Source organism: Afipia sp. OHSU_II-C1, from assembly GCF_000497575.1.
In the GTDB taxonomy this organism is placed as follows: domain Bacteria; phylum Pseudomonadota; class Alphaproteobacteria; order Rhizobiales; family Xanthobacteraceae; genus Afipia.
The window spans coordinates 379,982-403,441 of record NZ_APJI01000006.1 but is presented as its reverse complement, the minus strand read 5'-3'; the positions used below and the strand labels follow the sequence as shown (position 1 = coordinate 403,441).

At 63.1% G+C, this 23,460-nt stretch carries 23 protein-coding genes; 20 read left to right on the top strand and 3 right to left on the bottom strand.

Going from position 1 to position 23,460, the window contains the following annotated elements:
- Positions 1-24: 24 nt before the first annotated feature.
- Positions 25-945 carry a non-homologous end-joining DNA ligase gene (gene ligD / locus I554_RS0107170; RefSeq protein WP_006022626.1) on the bottom strand — a complete coding sequence of 307 codons (921 nt, stop codon included), beginning with the start codon at positions 943-945 and terminating at the stop codon, positions 25-27.
- A 104-nt stretch (positions 946-1,049) separates the two neighbouring features.
- On the opposite strand from ligD, the gene I554_RS0107165 reads away from it, so the two are divergent.
- Positions 1,050-1,238 (top strand): DUF3606 domain-containing protein, encoded by a 189-nt coding sequence (locus tag I554_RS0107165; protein WP_006022625.1) that lies wholly within the window; start codon positions 1,050-1,052, stop codon positions 1,236-1,238.
- Positions 1,239-1,263: 25 nt separating this feature from the next.
- Here I554_RS0107165 and I554_RS0107160 read toward each other — a convergent pair whose 3' ends face one another.
- Positions 1,264-1,542: a hypothetical protein gene (locus I554_RS0107160; RefSeq protein ID WP_006022624.1), complete on the bottom strand. Its 279-nt coding sequence runs from the start codon at positions 1,540-1,542 to the stop codon at positions 1,264-1,266.
- A gap of 571 nt (positions 1,543-2,113) precedes the next feature.
- Here I554_RS0107160 and I554_RS0107155 point away from each other — a divergent pair.
- The 8 genes from I554_RS0107155 to I554_RS0107120 all read left to right on the top strand — a co-directional run bounded on the left by I554_RS0107155 (position 2,114) and on the right by I554_RS0107120 (position 13,606).
- The gene (locus I554_RS0107155) at positions 2,114-3,076 is read left to right on the top strand and encodes a zincin-like metallopeptidase domain-containing protein (RefSeq protein ID WP_024337240.1); all 963 of its coding nucleotides are present in this window, start codon (positions 2,114-2,116) and stop codon (positions 3,074-3,076) included.
- Between the two features lie 97 nt (positions 3,077-3,173).
- A complete protein-coding gene (locus I554_RS27205; RefSeq protein WP_006018709.1) occupies positions 3,174-5,288 on the top strand; it encodes a ParB/RepB/Spo0J family partition protein in 2,115 nt (704 codons plus the stop codon).
- A 186-nt stretch (positions 5,289-5,474) separates the two neighbouring features.
- Positions 5,475-9,794, top strand: a complete 4,320-nt coding sequence (locus I554_RS0107145) for a bifunctional class I SAM-dependent methyltransferase/DEAD/DEAH box helicase (protein WP_006018710.1) — start codon at positions 5,475-5,477, stop codon at positions 9,792-9,794.
- Positions 9,794-10,855: a toprim domain-containing protein gene (locus I554_RS0107140; RefSeq protein ID WP_006018711.1), complete on the top strand. Its 1,062-nt coding sequence runs from the start codon at positions 9,794-9,796 to the stop codon at positions 10,853-10,855. Before I554_RS0107145 ends, I554_RS0107140 begins: the two co-directional genes overlap by 1 nt.
- Before the next feature lie 339 nt (positions 10,856-11,194).
- On the top strand, positions 11,195-12,118 hold the full coding sequence (locus I554_RS0107135; protein WP_006018712.1) for a DUF2493 domain-containing protein: 924 nt from the start codon (positions 11,195-11,197) through the stop codon (positions 12,116-12,118).
- Positions 12,119-12,258: 140 nt separating this feature from the next.
- Positions 12,259-12,708 (top strand): hypothetical protein, encoded by a 450-nt coding sequence (locus I554_RS0107130; RefSeq protein ID WP_006018713.1) that lies wholly within the window; start codon positions 12,259-12,261, stop codon positions 12,706-12,708.
- Positions 12,709-12,800: 92 nt separating this feature from the next.
- Complete coding sequence (locus I554_RS26270; protein WP_080654815.1) at positions 12,801-13,097, top strand: hypothetical protein; 297 nt, start codon at positions 12,801-12,803, stop codon at positions 13,095-13,097.
- Between the two features lie 188 nt (positions 13,098-13,285).
- Positions 13,286-13,606, top strand: coding sequence for a DUF736 domain-containing protein (locus tag I554_RS0107120; RefSeq protein WP_006018714.1), 321 nt, complete (start codon positions 13,286-13,288; stop codon positions 13,604-13,606).
- 101 nt (positions 13,607-13,707) lie between these two features.
- Here I554_RS0107120 and I554_RS0107115 read toward each other — a convergent pair whose 3' ends face one another.
- Positions 13,708-13,956 carry a helix-turn-helix transcriptional regulator gene (locus I554_RS0107115; RefSeq protein WP_024337241.1) on the bottom strand — a complete coding sequence of 83 codons (249 nt, stop codon included), beginning with the start codon at positions 13,954-13,956 and terminating at the stop codon, positions 13,708-13,710.
- A 146-nt stretch (positions 13,957-14,102) separates the two neighbouring features.
- On the opposite strand from I554_RS0107115, the gene I554_RS0107110 reads away from it, so the two are divergent.
- The 11 genes from I554_RS0107110 (at position 14,103) to I554_RS0107055 (ending at position 23,334) form a co-directional block, all read left to right on the top strand.
- On the top strand, positions 14,103-14,375 hold the full coding sequence (locus tag I554_RS0107110) for a hypothetical protein (RefSeq protein ID WP_006018715.1): 273 nt from the start codon (positions 14,103-14,105) through the stop codon (positions 14,373-14,375).
- Positions 14,376-14,540: 165 nt separating this feature from the next.
- Positions 14,541-14,735 carry a DUF6499 domain-containing protein gene (locus I554_RS0107105; protein ID WP_006018716.1) on the top strand — a complete coding sequence of 65 codons (195 nt, stop codon included), beginning with the start codon at positions 14,541-14,543 and terminating at the stop codon, positions 14,733-14,735.
- Positions 14,736-14,871: 136 nt separating this feature from the next.
- The gene (locus I554_RS0107100; protein ID WP_024337242.1) at positions 14,872-15,312 is read left to right on the top strand and encodes a DUF2285 domain-containing protein; all 441 of its coding nucleotides are present in this window, start codon (positions 14,872-14,874) and stop codon (positions 15,310-15,312) included.
- 134 nt (positions 15,313-15,446) lie between these two features.
- Positions 15,447-15,728, top strand: a complete 282-nt coding sequence (locus I554_RS0107095) for a helix-turn-helix domain-containing protein (protein ID WP_006018718.1) — start codon at positions 15,447-15,449, stop codon at positions 15,726-15,728.
- A gap of 22 nt (positions 15,729-15,750) precedes the next feature.
- Positions 15,751-16,632, top strand: a complete 882-nt coding sequence (locus tag I554_RS0107090; RefSeq protein ID WP_006018719.1) for a replication initiator protein A — start codon at positions 15,751-15,753, stop codon at positions 16,630-16,632.
- 289 nt (positions 16,633-16,921) lie between these two features.
- Positions 16,922-17,386: a DUF2840 domain-containing protein gene (locus I554_RS0107085; RefSeq protein ID WP_006018720.1), complete on the top strand. Its 465-nt coding sequence runs from the start codon at positions 16,922-16,924 to the stop codon at positions 17,384-17,386.
- Positions 17,383-17,895: a S26 family signal peptidase gene (locus I554_RS0107080; RefSeq protein WP_006018721.1), complete on the top strand. Its 513-nt coding sequence runs from the start codon at positions 17,383-17,385 to the stop codon at positions 17,893-17,895. The genes I554_RS0107085 and I554_RS0107080 overlap by 4 nt, the downstream gene beginning before the upstream one ends.
- Positions 17,896-18,047: 152 nt before the next feature.
- Positions 18,048-18,728: a lytic transglycosylase domain-containing protein gene (locus I554_RS0107075; protein ID WP_051054937.1), complete on the top strand. Its 681-nt coding sequence runs from the start codon at positions 18,048-18,050 to the stop codon at positions 18,726-18,728.
- Positions 18,729-19,113: 385 nt separating this feature from the next.
- Positions 19,114-20,877: a DUF3363 domain-containing protein gene (locus I554_RS0107065; protein WP_006018724.1), complete on the top strand. Its 1,764-nt coding sequence runs from the start codon at positions 19,114-19,116 to the stop codon at positions 20,875-20,877.
- Positions 20,878-20,913: 36 nt separating this feature from the next.
- Positions 20,914-22,902 (top strand): conjugal transfer protein TraG, encoded by a 1,989-nt coding sequence (locus I554_RS0107060; RefSeq protein ID WP_006018725.1) that lies wholly within the window; start codon positions 20,914-20,916, stop codon positions 22,900-22,902.
- Positions 22,903-22,908: 6 nt separating this feature from the next.
- Positions 22,909-23,334 carry a CopG family transcriptional regulator gene (locus I554_RS0107055; RefSeq protein ID WP_006018726.1) on the top strand — a complete coding sequence of 142 codons (426 nt, stop codon included), beginning with the start codon at positions 22,909-22,911 and terminating at the stop codon, positions 23,332-23,334.
- The last annotated feature ends 126 nt before the right edge of the window (positions 23,335-23,460 follow it).

Here is a 23,460-nt window from a genome sequence, read left to right as displayed (position 1 = left end):
CCCAGAAGCGGTCAAAGGCATCCATTACAGATCCTCCCGAAGCCCCCTGAAGAAGGGATGACGGACTTTTCCCTCCGCTGATTTTGCACGGTACTCTATCTCGGCCAGCAGCTTGGGCTCGACCCAGATTCCTTTGTGCGCAATCCGCTTTGCATAAGGCTGCGTCTTGCGGATCAGCGGCTTCAGACGCTTCTGAAGGTCGGCGGCTGATGCCTTGTCGAATCCATGGTCCACCTTCCCGGCGTATATTAGATCGTCGCCCTTACGCCGGCCGACGTAGATGCCGTCCCACTTCGTTCCATCGAGCGCGAAACCCGCAATAGTCAGGGTCTCACGCTGCACGCAGGTCTTCTTGACCCAGTCATTCGTGCGTCCGGCCGGATAGGCGCCGTCCCGGACCTTCGAGACGACACCTTCGAGGCCAAGCTTGCAGGCGTGCGCAAACATCTCGCGGCCGTCTATCGCGAAGCTTTCGCTGAACTGGATGTCGGTGCCGGTCAGGATCTTCTTGAGTTCGGCCTTGCGCTGAAAAAGCGGTAGCTTCCGGATATCTCGGCCGTTCAGATAGAGCAGATCGAACGCCACGAGCACGATGCTCCTCGACTTACCCTTGAGCTCGTTCTGCAGGACCGAGAAGTCGGTCGTGCCATCGGCAGCTGGCACCACGATCTCGCCGTCCACCACCGCAGAGTTCGCCTTGATCCGCCAGGCGTCATGAGCGACCTTCTTGAAGCGGTGCGTCCAATCGTGGCCGCGCCGGGTGGAGATCTTCGCCGTCTCGTTGGCCAGATGGACCTGAACACGGTAGCCGTCGAACTTGATTTCGTGGATCCAGCGCTCTCCCGACGGCACTTTCTCTGTCGAGGATGCCAGGGCCGGTTCGATGAAGGCGGGGAAAGGCGCCTTGACGCCGATAGCCGCCGGCTTGTTACGCTGAAACGCCACTGAAGAACTCCACGCTACAGCCGATTCAAATTGGCACAGTTCGAATCGTTCCGGAACCTGCGAATCCCTGTCGCGTTGCTTCGATGTCCCAACAGGAGGCACCGATGGCGGCAGCGAAGAAGAGCAAAACGGCGCGCGGACGAAAGCAGGACCGGGCGCGGGTGGCAGGCGGGCAGGACTACGAAGTGCAGTACGAGGCGAAGAAGACCGGAAAGTCGGCGCCGGCGGTGAAAAAGGCCGTCAAAAAGGTCGGCAACGCGCGCAAGCGGGTGGAGAAACGGCTAGGCCGCTGAGTAGCAGACGGGTCGGCGTCGGTGCTTAGCGCGGGTCCTCCTCGTCAGGGGGGCATTCTGGGCAGGTATCGCCAATCGAGTCGAGCACGTCGTGAAGCGCGGCCTCCGCGGCTTGACGGGAGACGTCTGCTGGCGGGTCTCGACGGGCAATATCGAAGGCTCGCTCTCGTGCATGCGGATCGGCGCGGTCCTGCATCCAACCATGCTCTTCGCATTCGCGGATGGCGCCCGCTTCCTGGAGCACGTGGATCGCCCAACCCTGCAGTGTCCGTATCGCCGGCCTTCGCTCACTGGTCATCAGCATTGAATAACTCCGAATACACGAATCTAGTGGTCCGCCGTTTGTTCCGGCTGCTAACACAAGGCTGGGATTCTCAGTCAGCAGAGGACAAGGTTTTCGCCCGTTCTGAGACCACTGTGAAATTGCCAGGCTGTTCTCGCAGGATTGCCAGCATCACTTTCGCTCAAGTCTTTTAGTGGTTGTGCGCGTGCGGCCAGGGCCGCACCGGGCTCTCGTGAACCGAGCCGCGCCGCGTCTCGGCCTGCGGCTTCGATCCCTCGCGCCAGAGCTTTGGTGCTCCTCGCCGGGGGCACTCGGAAAAGGGGCTCGCCTGCGGCGATCGTTATCACTGCCCCGTTCCCGGGTGCCCTTTTAACCGGTCTCGTCGCTGCACTCGGTCCCGCGTGCCGCCTTCGGCGTCGCTATGCTCACGCTCCTGCGGGTGCCATTTCTCTTGGGGCGATGCGCCCCTGGCGCACGCCGGATCAGGCCTGCGGCCTAAGGCAAGAAGCTGAGAGTAAGAGTGCAGGCTGGTTTTCCGTGACGGGTTACAATCTGCGAGAGAGGCTCGCGGTGCCCGTCGCGGAGACCCGCGATGTCAAACCCTAATGCTTGCGCGCGCGCCGGCCAGGACCGGGCGAACCTCTACAACGAAATCACCGACAAGATCATCGCCGAGCTTGAGGCCGGACGCGTCCCCTGGGTTCAGCCCTGGGGTACTGCCGCGGCGAAAGCGCCGCTGGCCATGCCGAAAAATGCGTCGACCAACCGGCAATACAGTGGTGTGAACATCCTCATCCTCTGGGGAGTCGTGATCGAACGCGGATTTACCGGTCAAAGTTGGCTCACTTTCCGCCAGGCACTCTCTCTTGGCGGCCACGTTCGCAAGGGAGAGCGCGGGACTACCGTCGTCTACGCGGATCGTTTCGTGCCGAATGATGAAAAGCGCCGCGCCGCCGAGACCGGCGAAGACGCGCAGGCGATCCCGTTCCTCAAGCGATTTACCGTTTTCAACACCGATCAGTGCGAGCAACTGCCCGACGACATTGCCACCGCTGCGCCGCCGCCGCCGGCCGGCCTCATCGAACCGACGGTCGATGCCCTGATCACGGCCAGCGGAATTCCATTTCGGATCGGTGGAGATCGCGCATTCTATGCAACAGCCGAAGACTATGTTCAGGTCCCGCCGCCGCAGGCCTATTTCGAACCCATCAACTGGCACCGTACGGCCTTGCATGAACTCGGTCATGCGACTGGGCACCCGTCGCGTCTCAATCGCGACCAGAGCGGATCCTACGGTACCAAGAAATATGCCTTCGAAGAGCTGGTCGCCGAATTGAGTTCCGCGTTCAGCTGCGCGTCGCTAGGGATCGTCCCCACCGTGCGCCATGCCGACTATATCGGCTCCTGGCTCGAAGTCCTGCGTGAAGACAATCGCGCCATCGTGCGGGCCGCCTCGCAGGCGAGCAAGGCCGCGGACTATTTGCTCGGTTTCGTTCCCGGGTCCATTGAGCCCGCATCGCTGGATTCGGCTGTCGCCGATCACGAGACGGCGTGATGCCTGGCCTCGCGCGAGAGTGAGAGGAGGGGAGGCTGTTCGCGACGGGTTGGAAGCCGAGAGAGAGTCTCACGGCCACCCGTCGTGGAGAGCCAAAATGACGAAAGCCGTACAAAAGATCACGCTGTCCCCTTCTCGGGACATTCCCTTCAACAAGCTCGTGCTCGGCCAGTCGAACGTTCGCCGCGTCAAGGCCGGTGTCTCGATCGAGCAGCTAGCCGAGAGCATCGCGCAGCGTACGCTTCTGCAAGGTCTGAGTGTCCGGGCCGTCGTCGATGCAGATGGCAACGAGACCGGCATGTTCGAGGTGCCAGCGGGCGGCAGGCGCTATCGCGCTCTCGAGCTCCTGGTAAAACAGAAGCGGATGTCAAAGACGCAGGCGGTGCCGTGCGTTGTGCGTGAAGGGGGCATCGCCGAGGACGATTCGGTGGCGGAGAACGATGAGCGGGTCGGCCTGCATCCGCTTGATCAGTTTAGGGCCTTCCAGACACTCCGCGATCTCGGCATGAGCGAGGAAGACATTGCCGCGCGTCATTTCGTGAACCCTGCAATCGTCAAGCAGCGCCTGCGCCTGGCGTCGGTCTCGCCAAAGCTGCATGAGGTCTATGCCGAAGACGGCATGACCCTCGAGCAGCTCATGGCGTTCTCGGTCACGGCCGATCACGCCCGCCAGGAGCAAGTCTGGGAGAATGTCAGCCGCTCCGGTTATGACGAGCCATACCAGATCCGCCGGCTGCTCACGGAGAACACCGTGCGCGGTTCCGATCCCCGGGCCCAATTTGTGGGCCTCGATGCCTATCAGAGCGCGGGTGGCGGCGTTCTGCGGGATCTGTTCGAGCACGACGACGGCGGCTGGCTTCAGGACGTCGTCTTGCTCGACCGCCTCGTAACCGAGAAGCTCAAGGCCGAAGCTGAGACGATTGCTGCCGAAGGCTGGAAGTGGATCTCGGTCGCCGTAGATTTCCCCTACGGTCACACTCAAGGCCTACGACAAATCGAAGGCAAGCCCGTCGATCTCTCGCCTGAGGAGCAGGCCACCATCGATGCGCTGAACGCCGAGCAAGCCAAGCTGGAAGTCGACTACCGGGATGCCGACGAGTTGCCCGACGAGGTCGATCAGCGTCTCGGCGAAATCGAGTCGGCCCTGGCTGCATTCGAAGACCGGCCGATGCTTTACGAACCGGCGGAGATCGCCCGAGCTGGTGTCTTCATCAGCATCGACTCCGAAGGACGCCTCGCCGTGGACCGGGGTTACGTCCGGCCGGAGGACGAGGTGCCGGCAACTGATCCTGATGTCGGGCAGGGCGCCGATGCGTCGTCGACCGAAGGTCTTGAAGTGGGCCCTTCCGTCCAGCGCACGGTCATCGCGGTCGCAGGCGGCGCTGCTGATGCCGAGGAGGATGATGAGGACGCGACCAAACCTTTGCCGGATCGTCTCATCATCGAGTTGACGGCGCATCGTACACTGACATTGCGTGATGCGTTGGCGGGAAATCCAGCGGTCGCGTTCCAGGCAGTTCTGCATAACTTCGTGCTGACGGCCTTTTACCGGTTCGCATCGTCCGGGAGCTGTCTTGAGATCAGCCTTCGCACGCCGAACTTTCCCGCCCAAGCTCCGGGGCTGAGGGAAAGCGTCTCGGCCAAAGCAGTCGAGGCGCGACATGAGGTCTGGAAGGCACGGTTGCCAAAGAGCGAGAACGATCTCTGGGATGCGCTGACGGCTCTCGATGGTGGTGCACAGGCGTCGCTGTTCGCCCACTGTGCGTCGTTTGCGGTCAACGCCGTCCATGAGCCAGCCAATCGCTACAATCAGGGTCGCGTCTCCGCCCATGGCGTTCGCACGCGTCTCGACCAGGCCGATGTGCTGGCGCGCGCGGTCGGGCTCGACATGGTGCAGGCCGGCTGGCGACCGACCGTCGACAACTATCTCGGCCGGGTTACCAAGCCGCGTATTCTGGATGCCGTGCGGCAGGCCAAGGGCGAGTCGTCGGCGCAACTGATCGACCATCTGAAGAAGGCCGACATGGCCAAGGAGGCTGAACGACTTCTGGATGGCTCGGGTTGGTTGCCGGAGCCGTTGCGTCTCCTCGATCCCGATGCGGCGTCAGAGCAGGAGAGCGAGGCGGGCCGGCTGCCCGAATTCCTCGCCGACGAGGAGGATCAGGAGACCGCCGCCGACGAAGATCCGCAACATCTCGACGCGGCTGAGTGATCATCACAGAGCGGGGCGGCTTTGGCCGTCCCGCGGTTGCTTGGGGACCGGTGTGTAGCGCTGGTCCCCATTCTTATTGGGAACGGCGGAGAGTGAGAGTCGGGCCGGGAAGGGTTTGAGCCGTCGGGGGCAAAGGAGAGCGCCTGATGGTTCGACCCATTCCTGCTCTCCGAAAGAATTCCTGCCATGACCGAATCTCTTGCCGGCGGCATCGCCACGCCGCTCTCCATGCGTGCCGCTGCAAATCTCACCTCTGCCGCTGTCAGGGCCGCGCGACAGGTCCTGACCGAGCTCGAACGCGGCCGTCGCATCGATGCCGCTGTTCTGCGTAGCGCCATGGAGTCTGCCTTTGGCGCCTCGGACACGGCCGGCGTTTGGAATTGGAAGACCGCCTATGACGTCTGCGAGGCGGCAGCCGTTCTGTTCCTTCGCAAGTTCGGCCCCGCGATGCGTGCCAAGGCTGGGTCGACGGCAGCAATGCTGCCGATGCTCACGAAGATCGCTAGCTGTCTGCCGACCCACACGCGGCGTTCCGAGGACAGCCAGGCGCTTCAGCAATTCTCGACGCCGATCCCGCTTGGGCTGGCCGCATGCGCCGCGGCTGGCATTACGCCGGCCGATCGCGTTCTTGAGCCTTCTGCTGGGACCGGTTTGCTCGCCGTCTTTGCCGAGCTCGCCGGCGGCGTTCTGGTCTTGAACGAGTTGGCCGAGGCCCGCGCGGCGCTGCTCGATCATCTCTTCGCAGGCGTTAAGGTCTCGCGGTTCGATGCTGCACAGATCGACGACCACCTCGACGCGAGTGTCGTGCCGAGCGTCGTTCTGATGAACCCGCCGTTCTCGGCATTGACGAACGTAGACCGACGGATGACGGATGCGGCTCTCCGTCACATCGCTTCAGCGCTCGCGCGTCTTGGCGACGGTGGACGCCTTGTCGCCATCACTGGCGCCAGCTTCGCACCGGATAACCCGGCATGGCGAGAAGCCTTTGTGCGGCTCCAGGAACGCGGGCAGGTAGCGTTTTCTGCGGCGATCGACGGCGCCATCTACGCGAAGCACGGAACACAAATCGACACACGGCTGCTTGTGATCGACAAGCTGCCCGCTGCCGATCCGACGGCTTTTCCGGCTTCGCCAGGCATGGCGGCCGACGTCGCTACCTTGCTCGACTGGGTGAACCAGCATGTGCCTCCAAGGCTGCCCGTCGCCATATCACCGGAGATCGTCGCTATCGAGCGGCCGGCTATGTCGCGATCGCTGGGCGCCGTTGCACCACGCTCATCGTCTTCTTCGAGAGACGCCGCGCCAGAAGGCGTCGAACTTACATACGAAACGGTCGAATGGTCGCCGCCGGAAGGCACCCGGCTCACCGATGCCCTTTACGAGGAATACGGATTGCAATCGATCCGTATTCCCGGATCGTGCGCACACCCGACCAAGCTCGTGCAGTCCGCGGCGATGGCGTCCGTTGCGTCACCGAAACCATCCTATCGTCCGCACCTGCCTTCGAGTCTGGTGGCAGATGGAGTTCTGTCGGACGCCCAACTTGAGAGCGTCATCTATGCCGGCGAGGCGCATTCTGAGTTTCTCGTGGGCTCCTGGACGGTCGATGCGACCTTTGATGTTATCGCCGCCGCGCGCGATGACGCAGAGAATGCCGTCCGCTTTCGCCGCGGCTGGTTCTTGGGCGATGGCACCGGCGCGGGCAAGGGCCGGCAGGTCGCCGGGATTCTGCTCGACAACTGGCTCAAGGGCCGCCGACGTGCCGTCTGGGTCAGCAAATCCGACAAGCTGATCGAGGACGCGCAGCGCGATTGGTCCGCGCTCGGGATGGAGCGCCTGCTCGTTACGCCCTTGTCCCGGTTTCGCCAGGGCACCCGGATCCGGCTTGCGGAAGGCGTCCTATTTACCACCTACGCCACGCTACGGACCGACGAGCGTGGCGAGAAGCTTTCGCGCGTCAGGCAGATCGTCGAATGGTTGGGCTCGGACTTCGACGGAGTGATCGTCTTCGACGAGAGCCACGCCATGCAGAATGCGATCGGGGGCAAGGGCGAGCGTGGTGACCAAGCGGCCTCTCAGCAGGGGCGCGCGGGCTTGAGGCTCCAGCACGCGCTGCCGAATGCCCGCGTGGTCTATGTGTCGGCGACGGGCGCAACCACGGTCCACAATCTCGCTTATGCCCAACGCCTCGGCCTTTGGGGCGGCGCCGACTTTCCGTTCGCCACCCGTGCCGAGTTCGTCGAAGCGATCGAGGAGGGTGGGGTCGCGGCCATGGAGGTGCTGGCGCGCGACCTCAAGGCGCTCGGCCTCTACGCAGCCCGCTCGCTCTCTTACGAGGGCGTCGAGTACGAGCTTGTTGAGCACCAACTGACGCCGGAGCAGGTCCGCATTTACGACGCCTATGCCGGTGCGTTCAGCGTCATCCATAATAACCTGGACGCGGCGATGCGGGCCGCCAACATCACCGGCGCAACGGGAACGCTGAACGGGCAGGCCAAATCTGCGGCACGCTCCGCCTTCGAAAGCGCGAAGCAGCGCTTCTTCGGTCACCTCCTGACCTCGATGAAGACCCCGTCACTGATCCGTGCGATCGAGAACGATCTTGAGGCTGGGCACGCCGCGGTCATCCAGATCGTGTCGACGGGCGAAGCGCTGATGGAGCGCCGGCTCGCGGAGATTCCAACTGAAGAATGGGGCGACGTCCAGGTCGACATCACCCCGCGCGAGTATGTCCTCGACTACCTCGCCCACTCCTTCCCGGTCCAGCTCTACGAACCCTTCACCGACTCGGAAGGTAACCTCTGCTCCCGGCCTGTCTATCGCGACGGCCAGCCGGTCGAGAGCCGGGAAGCCGTCGCACGCCGTGACCGCCTCATCGAGAAGCTTGCCTCGCTGCCGCCGGTACCTGGGGCACTGGATCAGGTCATCCAGCGCTTCGGCACCGAACTGGTCGCCGAGGTGACGGGCCGCTCGCGCCGCGTCATCCGCAAGGGCGACCGGCTGGTGGTCGAAAACCGCGCAGGCTCGGCCAATCTCGCCGAGACCTCGGCCTTCATGGATGACGTCAAGCGCATCCTCGTGTTCTCCGACGCCGGCGGCACGGGGCGGAGTTACCATGCCGAACTGTCGGCGCGGAATCGCCGGTTGCGCGTCCATTACCTGCTCGAGCCCGGCTGGAAGGCCGACGCCGCGATCCAAGGCCTTGGCCGCACCAACCGGACCAACCAGGCGCAGCCGCCGCTGTTTCGTCCGATTGCGACAGACGTGAAGGCCGAGAAGCGCTTTCTCAGCACCATTGCCCGCCGGCTCGATACGTTGGGAGCCATTACGCGCGGCCAACGTCAGACCGGAGGACAGGGCCTGTTCCGGCCCGAGGACAATCTCGAAAGCCAGTATGGACGTGATGCGTTGCGTCAGCTCTACACGCTGCTCGCGCGAGGCAAGGTCGACGGTTGCTCGCTTGGGAGGTTCGAGGATGCAACCGGTCTGAAGCTCATGGATGCCAATGGGCTCAGGAATGACCTGCCGCCGATCACGACCTTTCTGAACAGGTTATTGGCGCTCACCATCGACCTCCAGAATGTGCTGTTCACCGCCTTCGAGCAGCTCTTGACCGCTCGGATCGAAGGCGCGGTTGCATCCGGCACCTACGACGTCGGGTTGGAAACACTCCGTGCCGAGAGCCTTGTCGTCACCGACCGGCGGACGATCTATGACCAGCGGGGGACCGGCGCCGAGACCCGGCTGCTCACTGTCACACAGCGCCAGCGCAATCATCCGGTGAGTCTGGATGACGCTCTTGCTCGTCTTTCCGATCGTCAGGCCGTCCTGCTGGTCAATGAGCGCTCGGGACGAGCCGCCGTGCAGGTCCCCGCGGCGAGCGTCATGCTCGATGACGGCGAGATCGAGCGGCGCGTCCGTCTGATCCGGCCGATGGATCAGCACACGGTCCCCTTGAGCATGATGGCGGAGAGCCACTGGATCGAAGCGGACCGTGGGCGCTTCGCTGCGGCCTGGGTGGCGGAGCTTGCCGAGGTGCCCCAGTTCACGGAAAGCACGATCCACGTTGTGGCGGGCTTGCTGCTCCCTATCTGGAAGCGGCTGCCGAACGAATCAACCCGCGTCTATCGGCTCCAGACCGATGCGGGCGAACGCATCATCGGACGCAAGTTTTCGGCCACATGGGTCGCAAACGTCCTTTCGAGGGACGCGCCCGCGCTGACGCCGGACGCTGCCTTTGCCGCGCTGATGGAGGGACGCACCGTCCTCGACCTCGCGGAGGAACTCCAACTTCGCCGCGTCCGGGTGATGGGCGCCTATCGCATCGAGCTGTCCGGATTCAACGACACGATACGCGATCGCCTCCGTGCTTACGGCCTCTTTGGGGAGATCATCTCCTGGAAGCTGCGCATGTTCGTACCCACGGACGCGAGCGGCATCGAGGTCCTGTCCAGGGTGCTCGACACCTATCCGGTTACGGGCGTCAGTGAGCGGGAGGCCGCGTGATGGCCGGCGATGCTTCCGAACTGGCACGCCGCCTCTCGTGCGAGGCTGAGGCGGTGTGCCGACACTATCTCTCTAATGGCAGGCGGGCGGGGCGGTACTGGCTGGTCGGCGACGTCTACAATACGCCGGGCCGCTCGTTGTTCGTGCGGCTGCACGAATCACCGAAGGGACCCGCTGGGAAATGGACCGACGCCGCGACCGGAGAACATGGTGATCTCCTCGACATCATCCGCGAAAGTCTGGCCTTGCGAGACTTTCGCGAGGTCGCCGAGGAGGCGAGGCGCTTTCTGAAGCTGCCTCGTTCCGAGGAGCAATCACTCCCGAGGCCCGTTCGTCCAGTCGCGCCGGCCGGATCGCAGGAAGCCGCTCGTCGGCTCTTTGCGATATCCAACCCGATTGAAGGGACATTAGCCGAGGCGTACTTGCAGCGTCGCGGAATTAGTTGCATCAACCATGGTGGCAGCTTGCGCTTCCATCCTCGTTGCTACTATCGACCGGATGAGCATTCGTCGACCGAAACCTGGCCGGCGATGATAGCCTGTGTCACCGACCTCGATGGACGGATCACCGGCGTGCACCGCACCTGGCTAGATCCACACGGTTTTGATCGCGTGCGGCTCGGCAAGGCTCCGATCGACACACCACGACGCGCCATGGGTGACCTGCTCGGCAACGCCGTTCGCTTCGGCGTGGTCGATGATGTGCTCGCTGCCGGCGAGGGAATCGAGACCATGCTGTCACTGCGTTACGCACTGCCGGCCCTGCCCATGGCGGCCGCGCTTTCGGCTAATCATCTCGCAGCGATGATGCTGCCATCTGGCCTGCGTCGGCTCTATATCGCCCGCGATGACGATGCTGCCGGAGATACCGTACAGGCGATTCTCACGCAGCGCGCGGTAGAGGCCGGCGTTGAAGCGATTCCGCTGTCGCCTCGGGTGGGCGATTTCAACGAAGATCTGCACATCTTTGGCCTCGAAGCCCTCCGCGCATCGTTGCGGCTTCAGCTCGTACCAGAGGACGTCGTCCGTTTGCTGCATTCGTCGTTGGCAACCGCGGAATAGCCCCGGCAATTCGATGGGCATCGACAGGTCGGTCGCGGTGCGGCCACTGCCGGGAGAGCACGCGACCACGGCCTTCTAGAGGGCGATCGGACGGCAAGCGGCTCGGACCGGCAATGGCTGCGTCCGGCTATTTTCCGCCGCGCGCCGGCGACGAGAAGACACATTAGCCATCTGGCGAGCGCGCTTTGCATCGCGAAGCAAAATAGCCCGGCCTCCGCCATCCTCCGCTGCGCTTCGGCCCTCCGCTCTGCTCCGGGTTCTGGCCCGTTCCGCCTGCCGTCTGAGTGATCGCCACGAAGGCCGCGATGGTCGCGGCCGATCCGGCAAAGGATCGCCTCCATGACCGACCACGATGACATCGAACCACCGCACGACGCATCTCCGACCGAACACGTTCTTGCCGAATTGCAGCTCTTCGGTTACCGCCCCTTCGACGACCAGCCCGATCCACGGCCGCTTCCCGACGGCAGGATCATTACCGGTGCCGTCGTCGATATCTTCGATGCCCTGGTCGCGACGTTGAGCGACACGCGGCTCGAGCCGGACCTCGACGATCTGCTCTGGTCGACCGTCAACCTGTTCCACCGAGCCGTCGACCGCATCGGTCGCCAACTCGACGACAACGAACAGGCGCAACGGAAGAGTCAGCGCGAGCAGGACGGTTCCGAAGTTCGATCCGTCGAACTCGAACGCATCACGGCGGAAGGCACCACGTTGATCGAGCGACGCAACTGCCTGGAGCTCTTCCGTGACCAAGCCATCGAACGCTTCGAGACTCACACCGGCACATTATGGCGCCCCCGATCGGGATCGCTGGTGAACCACCGCACCCTGACCGCGGCGATGATCGACTCCCGCGACTTCATCGCAGCCAAGCGCCGCGCCGAGACCGAGATCCTGCTGCCCTCAGGGCCAAAGATCGCGCTCACCGGAGGGCTCGACTTCAACGACCACCACCTCATCTGGGATCGTCTCGACAAGGTTCATGCCAAGCATCCCGACATGGTCCTGCTGCATGGCGGCTCCCCGAGGGGGGCCGAACTGATCGCCTCGAAATGGGCGAGCAACCGCAAAGTGGCCCAGATCGCCTTCAAGCCCGACTGGACGAGGCACGCCAAGGCAGCACCGTTCAAGCGCAACGATGCCATGCTCGAACTCCTGCCGATCGGCGTCATGCACTTCCCGGGCACGGGCATCCAGGACAACCTCGCCGACAAGGCGAAACGGCTCGGCATCCCGGTCTGGATGTTCGGCGGCGCATGAGCGCCGTCTGCTCAACTGAAGTCTTTGAGGCGAAATTGCTCCCGCCGCAACTCCGCCTCGTTTCAGTCTCATATCCAGAGTTGCGCCGTGGTGGTGGTGGAAGGCGCGACTGGTAGATCTATGCACATGGAGCCACCACCATGCTCGCTATTGGGCTTGTTCTCAACACACTCGGCATCGGTCTGTTCTGCTGGGCGATCATTGCGCTTGCCGTGTATGCCCTGCCGTTTTTTGTCGCACTCATTATCGGGATGATGACGTTTCACAGCGACGCCGGCCTCATTGGCGCCATGCTTATCGCGACGGCCGGCGGTGCGCTGACGCTGGTCCTCGGCCAGGTCGCCTTTGCTGTTACTCGGTCCTCGGCCTTGCGCATCGCGATCGCAACAGCATTCGCTGTTCCCGCCGCCGTCGCCGGCTATCATGTGGTGTTCGCCGTGTCCAATATCGGGGTGCCCTCGCTGGCTTGGCGTGAAGTCTTCGCTTCCTTGGGCGCGGTTTGCGTTGGCGGCACGGCGATGACGCGCTTGGTGGTTTTGGCGAAGACCCGCCCGTTCGAGCCCGATGTGGTGGTGGAGAAACCGTCCTAGCCAATTCTTACGGCCGCATGGCCCCAGGGGCGATCGCTTACCGCTGCCATGTCGAATAGCTTCGTTTCGCGTAGATCGGCGCGGTGAACGGGATGATCGAACTTGAGCGCGGAGATCTCGTCCTGCTCGGAATTCATCGATCAAGCTGCCGACATTCGGTCTGGCCCACGCAGCCGCGGCAGAACGATCTTATCTCGATCCGTTCTTGGGAGACGATACCGCCTTTTGCAGGAGATTGTTTCTCTTTCCCCGCTGAATCGTTCACGCCTCTTGTTCATCAAAACCGAGATAGCCACGCTTCTCCAGATATCGTGGTTCAGCACGCGGACGCACGTGGCCTCGTTGATGGCTTGATCTGGCCGAAGACCGGCTTCGCCTCGATCGTCTGAGCCGCAACGCCGTTGATGCGACTTTCTTCCCCTGGGCTTCGCCCATTCCTCGCGAGGCAAGAAAGTCGCCACAACGACGTCCTCCGCTGCGCTCCGGCCCGAGCGGGTGCGTCGCCGATCGTCCTCGGCCCTAGATCGCCATCGAGGCCGCGGTGGTCGCGGGCTCGAAACACAACAGGAGAAGTGACATGGCTAACATCGGTTCTTTCAAGAAGGTCGGTAACGAATTCCAGGGCGAGATCGTCACCCTGAGCCTGAAGGCCAAGGGCGTCCGCATCGTCGCCGAGACCAACCGCTCCAATGACAACGCCCCCAGCCACCGCATCTATGTGGGCCGGGCGGAGATCGGCGCAGCCTGGTCGAAGCGTTCCGAGGAAGGCCGCGACTACCTCTCGCTCAAGCTCGACGATCCTTCCTTCAACGCGCCGATCTACGCGAACCTGTTCGACGACGAAGGCGGTGAAGGCTACACCCTGCTCTGGTCGCGGCCGCGCAAGACCGGCGAGTAGGCCACTTCATCAAGCCCCGTCCGGTCTGCCGGGCGGGGCTTCCCATCCTTCCAGGCGTCAGTGAGCGCGAACCGGCCGCCGGATCGAGCGGGTCGGCTCAATCACTCGGCCTGCCCCCGAGTCCTTTTCTTGGTGCTTGTGGGCGGGCGAGTGAGCAGGTCGGCGGCCTCGACACCCAGGCTGCGAGCGAGCCGATCGACAACGTCGATACCCGCCGCATAAACGCTTCGCTCGAGTGCGCTGATATAAGTGCGGTCAATTTCAGCACGATGAGCCAATTCCTCCTGTGACAAACCACGGGCCTGCCGGAGCTTCCGCAAATTGATTGCAAGTATCTCGCGTATATCCATACGCGAGAGGGCATGTCCTTGAAGAGTATTTCACCACGGAGTATTTTCGACAAAACGCGATCCGGACGGCTTCCGCGACAATTTTGGCGCTTCTGCTCCTTCCTGCCCGCGTGTTAGAAATTGTCTAAACTAAGGCGTGGAGTCTTATGAGGAAGCCGCCGCTCGACCCAGGCGTCGCCGACGCTGCGCCTGCAGATCAAATTCTCACTGCCTACGATGAGCAGCATGTCGTGACCTACATGCGCCTTCTGCAGGCCGAAAGCCAAGGGGCTGACTGGATGGAAGTCGCTCGAGTGGTGCTGCATATCGATCCGGTGCGGGAGCCGGACCGTGCGCGAAGCGCATATCAGAGTCATCTCGCGCGCGCCAAATGGGTGACCGAGCAGGGACGCCTCTTGCGCGGCACCGGCTCAAAATAGAAGAAAACCGCCGGCCGGCGACTTGCAGGCAGAACTATTTTCTTTTGCTGATCGGTGGTCATTCCGGTGCACCACGTGGTGCCAAACTAGGGGCTTCCTACAACCGCCTCGTTCATACCTATTGCGGCGCAATCGTTGTTAGCAGCGTGCAATGGGGCGGAAGCAATGCCTGAATTCGACTGGCGGTCGCCGGAATCCTACAAGAGCCTACAAGACGCCGAAATCACCGACATCGCCTGGGAATGTCTCCGCCGCAACGCCGGTTACCGGCGTGAGTACGAGGTGATGATTGCCAACAGCCCGAACGGCGAAGTGACTGACGAATTCAGGAGGAGGTGGGGCCTCTGCTTTCGCCCATGACCCGCGGCGGTCGTTCGATGAGCAGACGATCTTTTGGGCGCCTGAGGTTCTAGCGGCGGTCGTTCCGGTCAAGGTTGCCTCGGCCGCCGATCGCAGTTCAGCGCCTCAACCGCTGCTTGACCTTGCAGCAGGCCAGATGCGCCGCGCCGCCGACGGCTGGCACGCCGTGCTGCGCATCGGTGCAGTGGATCACCGTGTCTGGTCCAAGGATCCACCGGTGCTTGGCGCGTCATATGCAGCCGAACTGCCATTTGACGGCGATTTCGGCGCGCGTGCGTATGCAGCCCGCCGGCTGTGGCGCGCGATGAATGGACGCGCACCAGGTCCTGCCTTTCACCAACTATCTAAACAGCGGCGCGAACGCTTGAGCGCCGCGATCCGTGCGCTTGATGCTCGCAGCGCCGGCGGAAGCTATCGCGTTATCGCCGAAGCGCTCTTCGGCAAAAAGCGAATCCCCGACCGTGCCTGGAAGACCCATGATCTGCGCAATCGAACAATCCGCTTGGTGCAAGGCGGCCTTGCGTTGATGCGCGGTGGTTACCGCAAACTTCTGCGGTCCGGGCGCAGGGACGAATAGCCCTTCCGGTTGGGGGGTATCGAAAGCGGCCCCCTCCATATTCGGCATCCCCCTCCGAGATCTTGCTTCTCCATGATGACCGCACACACGCCGGCCTAGCCAGGCGTAGTGCGATGTCCTCCTGGAGTCCTCAAATGCCCGATCCGATGGCCGGTCTACCACCGCGATTCCTGCGTACACCTGAGGCCGCGCGCTATCTTGGCCTGTCCGGTCGCACGCTCGAGAAGCACCGCACGTACGGTACTGGACCGACGTATCGGAAGATCGGCGGACGTGTTGTCTACGCCGTCGATGACCTGAAAGCGTGGGCTGACCGCGGCGCCAAGACGTCGACGTCCGATCCCGGGAAGGGGACGGTACTGCCGGCCAAGAAGCAGCCCGCGCTGCGCCCGTATGCGGGCCAGGAACGTCGCTGATTGCCGCGTGAGAGTAGTGACCATGCGGCGCAAACACCATTCGGAGCGCGACCAGCTTGAGCTCTTTCGGGCGTTGCCCGGCGATCTTGCGCCGCGCGACGCGCAGGATCTGATGGCGTATCCGTTCTTCTCCCTCGCAAAGACTAAGCGGATCGTGCCGATCGACTTCCGTGCCGGTGCGATCGCAATTCGTGTCGAAGCCGTGCCGGAACACGGCATGGCGACGATCTGGGATGCAGACGTTCTGATCTGGGCCGCGTCCCAGATTGTCGAAGCCCGTGATGCCGGCCTGAAGACGTCGCGCCTGATGGCTGCAACGCCGTATGAAATTCTGACGTTCGTCGGCCGCGGCACCGGCGCACGCGACTATGATCGGCTGAAGGCGGGTCTCGACAGACTTCAGTCAACGACCGTGCTGACGTCGATCCGTCAGCCGGCAGAGCGGCGACGGCATCGCTTCTCCTGGATCAACGAGTGGAAAGAGACGGCCGATGCAAATGGCCGCCCATTTGGGATCGAGCTGATCCTGCCGGATTGGTTCTACGCTGGCGTCATCGATGACGCGCTCGTGCTGACGATTGATCGCGCCTATTTCGAGCTGACGGGCGGACTTGAGAGGTGGCTTTATCGTCTTGTGCGCAAGCACGGCGGACGCCAGGACGGCGGCTGGAGTTTTGATCTGGTGCACCTCCATGCCAAGTCCGGCATCCTCTCGCCCCTCAAGCACTTTGCTTACGACGTGCGCCAGATCGTCCAGCGCCAGACATTGCCCGGTTATCAGCTCGTGCTCACGCGCGACCCTGATGGCACCGAGCGACTGAACTTTGCACCCACGCCTGTTGATCCCTTAACGGCCCGCTTGCGCCGGCGCGGTCTCATTCCAAATTCGGAGGACAACCTGTGAATCAGCTCGTGCTATCGGGGACCGCAACCCTCGTGCTATCGGGGACCCGATCCTCGTGCTATCGGGGACCGGAATCGAGCTTAAGAGCTTGTTTCTCCGCGCTTTCCAGCCGCTCTAACTTTACTAACCGGAAATCCTTCGGATTTCTTCTAACGGAGCAGGCCGAAAGCGGCGTCGATGGCGCTCGGCAACGGCAGTCCGACAGGCCAGCCTGCCTTTGCAGGCGATACACACTCTCGACCGAGCCCCAAGCTCACGGCTGCCAGCCCCAGCGTCCGGGAGCCGCCGCATGAGCGATCTCACGGAAGTGGAAGTGTTGTGGCTCGAGAAGCGCATCGAAAACCGCATTCGGTTCGGTCGCATTGTCGGGGAACGGAAGCTTGATCGCCATCGGCGTGTCCTGTCATTCGCGCCAGGCAGCATCTTTGCCTTCGTCCGGTGGACCTCCAACGACTTTGGCACGATCATTTCGCGCATCGACATCTTGCGCGCGGTCGCACTGGGACAGCGCTGCTCGACCGTTCCTTATGTGACGCCCGGCGGTGAGATTCTGCTGCGCCTGTCCGGCTGGCCGAAGGTCGAGCGCGTGCTGCAGATGATCGATGCCGTTGAGGCGCTCGGCGTCGATCCGGCTGATGTCGCTCCCGACCATTGGCATCACGTTCACAACCGTCTGTCCGTTAATGAAAACCCGCGCCCGTATACGAAAGCGCGCCATCAGGCCTGGCTCCATCGCCAAAGGGTGATGCGATGACGGGCCGCCTACCGATGCTGGCCGTGACGATTGGGGTCGCTGCTGCGCTCATCGCGACGATCGTCCTGGAGCCGATTCCGCTATACATCTGGAACGCATCCGCGAGCGTGCCGATCGGTCTCTACCGCCTCCGACCGGCGGACCAATTCCAAGTTACTGAATTGGTCGCCGTGCAGCCGCCGGAGCCGCTCGCGACCTTCCTCGATTTGAACGGCTATTTGCCCATTGGCGTGCCCATGCTGAAGCGCGTGCTCGCCCTTCCGGGGCAGAGTGTTTGCAGAACCGGCCTCACGATTTCGGTCGACGAGGTCGCGGTGGGCGAGGCGAAGGACCGCGACGGACGCGGCCGGCCGCTGCCGAAATGGCAGGGCTGCCGCGTCGTCGGCGACGGCGATCTGTTTCTGATGAACTGGCAGTCGGACGACTCTCTTGATGGCCGGTATTTTGGATTTCTTCCGGCATCCAGCGTGATCGGCCGTGCGATGCCGGTGTGGACGTGGGAGGGGTGATCGTGCGTATTCGACGTGTTCTCCTCGCCATGCCCTTGTTCGATCGATTGCGGGATCATTCCTCCGTCTCGATCGATGTCTGCAAGGCTGGCGCGAGCCCGACCGCGTGCTTGGGTCGGTTGGGCACGCGCGTTTGTGCAGTCGTGCCCGTGATGCTTCTTCTGACCGCGTTCGACGGTGCTGCTTTGGCCCAGAGCGGATCAACCGCCCAGCCGGCGATCAGTCAGACCGCTCACTCATTTGCCGGCTTCATCAATGAAGCCGCACAACGCTTTGCGATTGCGCCGAACTGGATCCGATCAGTCCAACGCATCGAGAGTGCTGGTGACGTGCACGCCAGATCGCCAAAAGGCGCAATGGGCCTGATGCAAATCATGCCAGCGACTTGGGCGGAACTTCGTGTGCGCTACAATCTCGGGAACGACCCCTACGACCCGCACGACAACATTCTGGCCGGTACGGCGTACTTGCGCGAACTGCTCGATCGGTATGGCTCGCCTGGCGTGTTTGCGGCGTACAATGCGGGACCATCTCGCTATGAAGAGCATCTTGCGGGCGGCTCTCTGCCAGACGAGACGCGAGCATACGTCGCAAAGCTTGCAAATCTGCTTGCCGTCGAACTGCCGCCGAGGTGGACGTCCGGCGGACAGTCATCAGCAGCTGCGACGCTATTCGTCACGCGATCCGATCTCATGAAGACGCGTGATCGGTTGTTGGCGCTCATGCCGTCTAGCGGTGTCACGACCGCGTTCTCGGCGCCCGATGTTTCGCCCATGGTCCCCCGGCCAATTGGCATGTTCGTCCCTCGATCGGATTCGGGAGTATCGCGATGACCAGGTGTGCGGGTTCGCAAGCTGATGGTGTATGGGCGATGCCTTCGGCCCGCGCTCTACTCGTCGCTTCGCTCCTCACCGAGCCACCCTTCGGGTGTCTCGGCCCTTCGGGTAACGATCGCTATCGCAAGCGCTCGGAAGCAGTGGGGGCTTCGCGAGTTGGCGGCCAGGTCGCGGTGGCTCTTTCGGGAACCGGCGACCCGGAGACCACGACGGCAGGACGGCGAGATAAAAGGGGCTCGCCGCTCGAACCGCAAGCCATTGACATGGCTTGGGTTCCGGCGTGCCGGTCGGTCGGGGCGCGTGCCGCGCCTTGGATTTTTAAGAATGAGATCAACTACATTTTCGGCACTCTACGCGTTTTGGCGTCCTTCGAGGCGCAGTCATGACCACGGGCGACAGCGATCTGCGTATCCGGCCCGGGCGCATCCGCAGTACCCGCGCGCCGAAGCCGAAAAGCTTCATCAATCAGGTGCTACGCGCGGCGAAGAAAACCGGACACACCTCGGGTCAGACCCCGGCCGGCAGGCGTTCCGCGGCCCATGGGCGTTCGACGTTTGGCCGCGGGCGCCTCGCCTTTAGCCGGGCGAGATTGTTCAGCCCGACGCGGCGCGTTGTGGTGAAGGCGCGCGTGGTTCGCCACAAAGGACGAGCCTTCCGCTCAGCGCCGCTGACGGCCCATCTCTCGTATCTGAAGCGCGATGGCGTGACCCGGAGTGGTGAGCGGGCCGAGATGTTTGATGCCCGCGGCGACGGCGCCGATAGCGCGGCGTTTGCCGAACGCTGCAAGGACGACCGTCACCATTTCAGGTTCATTGTCTCGCCGGAGGACGCCGGCGATATGACCGACCTGAAGGCCTTCACCCGCGACCTCGCCAAGCAGATGGAAGCCGACTTTGGCACGCGACTGGATTGGGTGGCTGTCGATCATTGGAATACCGACAATCCTCACGTCCATCTTCTCGTTCGGGGGGTCGACGAAGAGGGCGCTGATCTCGTGATCTCCCGCGACTACATCAGCCGGGGCCTGCGTTCACGCGCCGAGGAATTGGTCGCGATCGAACTGGGTCCAAAACCGGAGCACGAGATCCGCAATTCGCTGGAGAGGGAAGTCTCGGCGGAACGATGGACGCGGCTCGACCGGGAGGTCCGACTGGCGGCGGAAGAGACCGGGTATATCGATCTTCGACCCAAGAATCCCGGCAGCGCGGATCCTGAGATCCGCCGCCTGATGGTTGGCCGTCTTCAGCACCTCGAGAAGATGGGCCTTGCCGCATCCGCCGCACCAGGGGAGTGGATGGTCGGACTCGAGGCCGAGCGCAGCTTGCGCGACCTCGGCATGCGCGGCGACATCATCAAGACCATGCACCGCGCCTTTACCGAGCGCGGGGAAGCGCGCGGCGTCGCCGACTTCGTCATCGAGGGTGGACAGCCGACGTCTCAGCTTATGGGACGACTGGTCGAGCGTGGATTGCATGACGAACTGACTGGCGAGGCCTACGCCCTGATCGACGGGACCGACGGACGCGCGCACCACGTGCGCTTTCGAGGTATCGAGGCCTTCGAACATGCTCCGCCCGTTGGGGGAATCGTCGAAGTCCGACGCTTCGGTCAAGCCGGCGATCCACGGCCGACCGTGGTGCTCGCCATCCGCTCCGATCTCGATCTTGCCGAGCAGGTCACCGCAAAAGGCGCGACCTGGCTTGACCACAGGCTGGTCGAACGCGACTCCATGCCGCTTGCCATGGGCGGATTCGGCCGAGAGACGCGCCAAGCCATGGAAGCCCGTACCGAGCATCTGATCCGGGAGGGCCTAGCGCGGCGGCAGGGCCAACGCATCATCTTGCAGCGCAACCTCCTGAACACGTTGCGCCAGCTTGAACTGGACCAGGTGGCCGCAAAAGTCTCGGCCGACACCAGCCTCCCTTACGTGAAGTCCGAATCCGGGGAGCATGTGGCGGGGACATATCGCCAGCGTCTGACGCTCGCCTCGGGACGCTTCGCCATGATCGACAATGGGCTCGGCTTCCAACTCGTGCCCTGGTCGCGCGAACTCGAAAGGAGGCTCGGCCAACACGTCACCGGCGTCGTGAAGGACGGCGGTGGAATCGAATGGGGCTTTGGTCGCAAGCGCGACCTCGGTCTCTAACAATCGCACCAATCCAGCTGCGGAAGGGCGTTCGGGATGTCCGGAACCAAAATCCTTTGGGGGCAGGTGATCGTGGTCGGCCTGATCGTTTTGCTGGCCATCTGGGGAGCAACCGAGTGGACGGCCTGGCGGCTCGCCTGGCAACCGGAGCTTGGGCGGCCCTGGTTCGAACTGTTGGGCTTCAAGGTCTATTACCCGCCCGTCTTCTTCTGGTGGTGGTTCGTCTACGACGCCTATGCGCCACGGGTCTTTGTCGAAGGAGCCTTCATTGCGGCGTCGGGGACCTTCGTTTCGATCGCGGTGGCGATCGGCATGTCGGTTTGGCGGGCGCGCGAAGCCAAGAATGTCGCGACCTATGGGTCGGCGCGCTGGGCTGGTGCGGACGAGGTTCGAGCGGCGGGACTTCTCGGTCCGGATGGTGTGGTGCTCGGCAAGCTCGACCGCGACTACCTTCGCCACGACGGGCCGGAGCACGTGTTGTGTTTTGCACCCACCCGATCCGGCAAGGGTGTCGGTCTTGTCGTCCCCTCGCTCCTGGCTTGGCCCGGCTCGGCCATCGTTCACGACATCAAGGGCGAGAATTGGCAACTGACCGCGGGCTTCCGCTCGCGACACGGCCGCGTCCTGTTGTTCGATCCCACCAACCCAAAGTCCTCAGCCTACAATCCGCTGCTCGAGGTCCGGCGCGGGGAATGGGAGGTTCGCGACGTCCAGAACGTGGCCGACGTCCTGGTCGACCCCGAAGGCTCCCTCGACAAGCGGAACCACTGGGAGAAGACCAGTCATTCGCTCCTGGTCGGCGCCATACTCCACGTTCTCTATGCCGAGGCGGACAAGACCTTGGCCGGCGTCGCCGCCTTCCTGTCCGATCCGAAGCAGCCGATCGAGACCACGCTGAGGGCGATGATGACTACACCGCACCTTGGCGAGCAGGGCGCCCATCCCGTCGTCGCCTCGACCGCGCGCGAACTCCTCAACAAATCCGAAAACGAACGCTCCGGCGTCCTATCCACCGCGATGTCGTTCCTCGGGCTCTACCGCGATCCCGTCGTGGCCCAGGTGACCTGTCGCTGCGACTGGCGGATTGCCGATCTGATCGCAGATGGTCGCCCGACGACGCTTTACCTCGTGGTGCCGCCGTCGGATATTTCTCGGACCAAGCCGCTGATCCGTCTGGTGCTGAACCAGATCGGCCGGCGCCTGACCGAGGATCTACACGCCCGCGACCGTCGGCATCGAGTGCTAATGATGCTCGACGAGTTCCCGGCGCTGGGGCGGCTGGATTTCTTCGAGTCTGCGCTCGCCTTCATGGCGGGGTACGGCATCAAGAGCTTCTTGATCGCGCAGTCGCTCAACCAGATCGAGAAGGCCTACGGGCCTAACAACGCCATCCTCGACAACTGTCACGTCCGCGTCAGCTTCGCGACCAACGACGAGCGGACCGCCAAGCGGGTATCGGACGCGCTCGGGACCGCGACCGAGATGCGGGCCATGAAAAACTATGCCGGCCATAGATTGAACCCGTGGTTGGGGCACTTGATGGTCTCGCGGCAGGAGACGGCCAGACCTCTCTTGACCCCGGGCGAGGTCATGCAGCTTCCACCGATGGACGAGATCGTCATGGTGGCGGGTACGCCGCCGATCCGGGCGAAGAAAGTTCGCTACTACGAGGATAGGCGGTTCACCGAGCGGGTTCTGCCGCCGCCAAATCCGGCGAGCGCCGGCCGATCATCGAGAACGGACGGTTGGTCAGCGCTAGGACCATTGAAGCCGACGGCGGGTCCAACTGACAAAGCCGCGGAGGTCGAGGAAGACACGGCGAACAGCGGACTCCGTCGCGAGCCCGAACTCCCCGATCACGTCGCGATCGCCAAGGAGACGACCGAACCGACGCCGGCAGAAGAATTTGCCGCCGTTCTTGACGATGACGAGGATGGGGTCCGCCAGTCCCGGCTCATACGCCAGCAGATGCGCGGCGTTGCGCGTCAGGTCGCCATGGACCCGAATGACGGTATGGAGCTCTGAGGCATTATGCGCGACCGGATGAACGTCTACTTCCCGCCAGAACTGCTGAAACAGATCTCAGAGCTCGCCGATCGCAAAAGACTTTCTCGGTCGGCGATCGTGGAAGCGGCAGTTGTTTCGTTTCTGTCCCCGGATGGAGCGGACAGGCGAGAAGCGGCGTTTACCCGGCGCCTCGATCGGCTGTCGCGCCAGATGCAGCGGCTGGAACGCGACGTGGGCTTGACGGCCGAAAGCTTGGCGCTCTTCATCCGCTTTTGGCTGACGATCACGCCGCCGCTACCCAACGACGCACAGGCTGCCGCGCAGGCAAAGGGCAGGGATCGTTTTGAAGGATTTGTCGAAGCACTCGGGCGCCGTTTGCAAAAGGGGCAAAGCTTTCTCCGGGAGATTCCAGAAGACATCGGTCGTCAGGAACCGGCCGAAGAAACTTGAGAGAGCCACGTAGACAGACCATTTCGCGGATCCTTCTTATTCTACGCCACCCTACGACCGCAGGGATTTACCCGAACTGACGAAAAGCTGGTCGCGCTATCGGCTCGCACGAGCTGACAGCAAGAG

Excerpts from the sequence above, each read along its gene's own strand:
- I554_RS0107165 (WP_006022625.1), top strand. The coding sequence starts at position 1,050 with ATGGCGGCAGCGAAGAAGAGCAAAACGGCGCGCGGACGAAAGCAGGAC.
- I554_RS0107160 (WP_006022624.1), bottom strand. The coding sequence starts at position 1,542 with ATGCTGATGACCAGTGAGCGAAGGCCGGCGATACGGACACTGCAGGGT.
- I554_RS0107155 (WP_024337240.1), top strand. The coding sequence starts at position 2,114 with ATGTCAAACCCTAATGCTTGCGCGCGCGCCGGCCAGGACCGGGCGAAC.
- I554_RS27205 (WP_006018709.1), top strand. The coding sequence starts at position 3,174 with ATGACGAAAGCCGTACAAAAGATCACGCTGTCCCCTTCTCGGGACATT.
- I554_RS0107145 (WP_006018710.1), top strand. The coding sequence starts at position 5,475 with ATGACCGAATCTCTTGCCGGCGGCATCGCCACGCCGCTCTCCATGCGT.
- I554_RS0107140 (WP_006018711.1), top strand. The coding sequence starts at position 9,794 with ATGGCCGGCGATGCTTCCGAACTGGCACGCCGCCTCTCGTGCGAGGCT.
- I554_RS0107135 (WP_006018712.1), top strand. The coding sequence starts at position 11,195 with ATGACCGACCACGATGACATCGAACCACCGCACGACGCATCTCCGACC.
- I554_RS0107130 (WP_006018713.1), top strand. The coding sequence starts at position 12,259 with ATGCTCGCTATTGGGCTTGTTCTCAACACACTCGGCATCGGTCTGTTC.
- I554_RS26270 (WP_080654815.1), top strand. The coding sequence starts at position 12,801 with ATGATCGAACTTGAGCGCGGAGATCTCGTCCTGCTCGGAATTCATCGA.
- I554_RS0107120 (WP_006018714.1), top strand. The coding sequence starts at position 13,286 with ATGGCTAACATCGGTTCTTTCAAGAAGGTCGGTAACGAATTCCAGGGC.
- I554_RS0107115 (WP_024337241.1), bottom strand. The coding sequence starts at position 13,956 with ATGGATATACGCGAGATACTTGCAATCAATTTGCGGAAGCTCCGGCAG.
- I554_RS0107110 (WP_006018715.1), top strand. The coding sequence starts at position 14,103 with ATGAGGAAGCCGCCGCTCGACCCAGGCGTCGCCGACGCTGCGCCTGCA.
- I554_RS0107105 (WP_006018716.1), top strand. The coding sequence starts at position 14,541 with ATGCCTGAATTCGACTGGCGGTCGCCGGAATCCTACAAGAGCCTACAA.
- I554_RS0107100 (WP_024337242.1), top strand. The coding sequence starts at position 14,872 with ATGCGCCGCGCCGCCGACGGCTGGCACGCCGTGCTGCGCATCGGTGCA.
- I554_RS0107095 (WP_006018718.1), top strand. The coding sequence starts at position 15,447 with ATGCCCGATCCGATGGCCGGTCTACCACCGCGATTCCTGCGTACACCT.
- I554_RS0107090 (WP_006018719.1), top strand. The coding sequence starts at position 15,751 with ATGCGGCGCAAACACCATTCGGAGCGCGACCAGCTTGAGCTCTTTCGG.
- I554_RS0107085 (WP_006018720.1), top strand. The coding sequence starts at position 16,922 with ATGAGCGATCTCACGGAAGTGGAAGTGTTGTGGCTCGAGAAGCGCATC.
- I554_RS0107080 (WP_006018721.1), top strand. The coding sequence starts at position 17,383 with ATGACGGGCCGCCTACCGATGCTGGCCGTGACGATTGGGGTCGCTGCT.
- I554_RS0107075 (WP_051054937.1), top strand. The coding sequence starts at position 18,048 with ATGCTTCTTCTGACCGCGTTCGACGGTGCTGCTTTGGCCCAGAGCGGA.
- I554_RS0107065 (WP_006018724.1), top strand. The coding sequence starts at position 19,114 with ATGACCACGGGCGACAGCGATCTGCGTATCCGGCCCGGGCGCATCCGC.
- I554_RS0107060 (WP_006018725.1), top strand. The coding sequence starts at position 20,914 with ATGTCCGGAACCAAAATCCTTTGGGGGCAGGTGATCGTGGTCGGCCTG.
- I554_RS0107055 (WP_006018726.1), top strand. The coding sequence starts at position 22,909 with ATGCGCGACCGGATGAACGTCTACTTCCCGCCAGAACTGCTGAAACAG.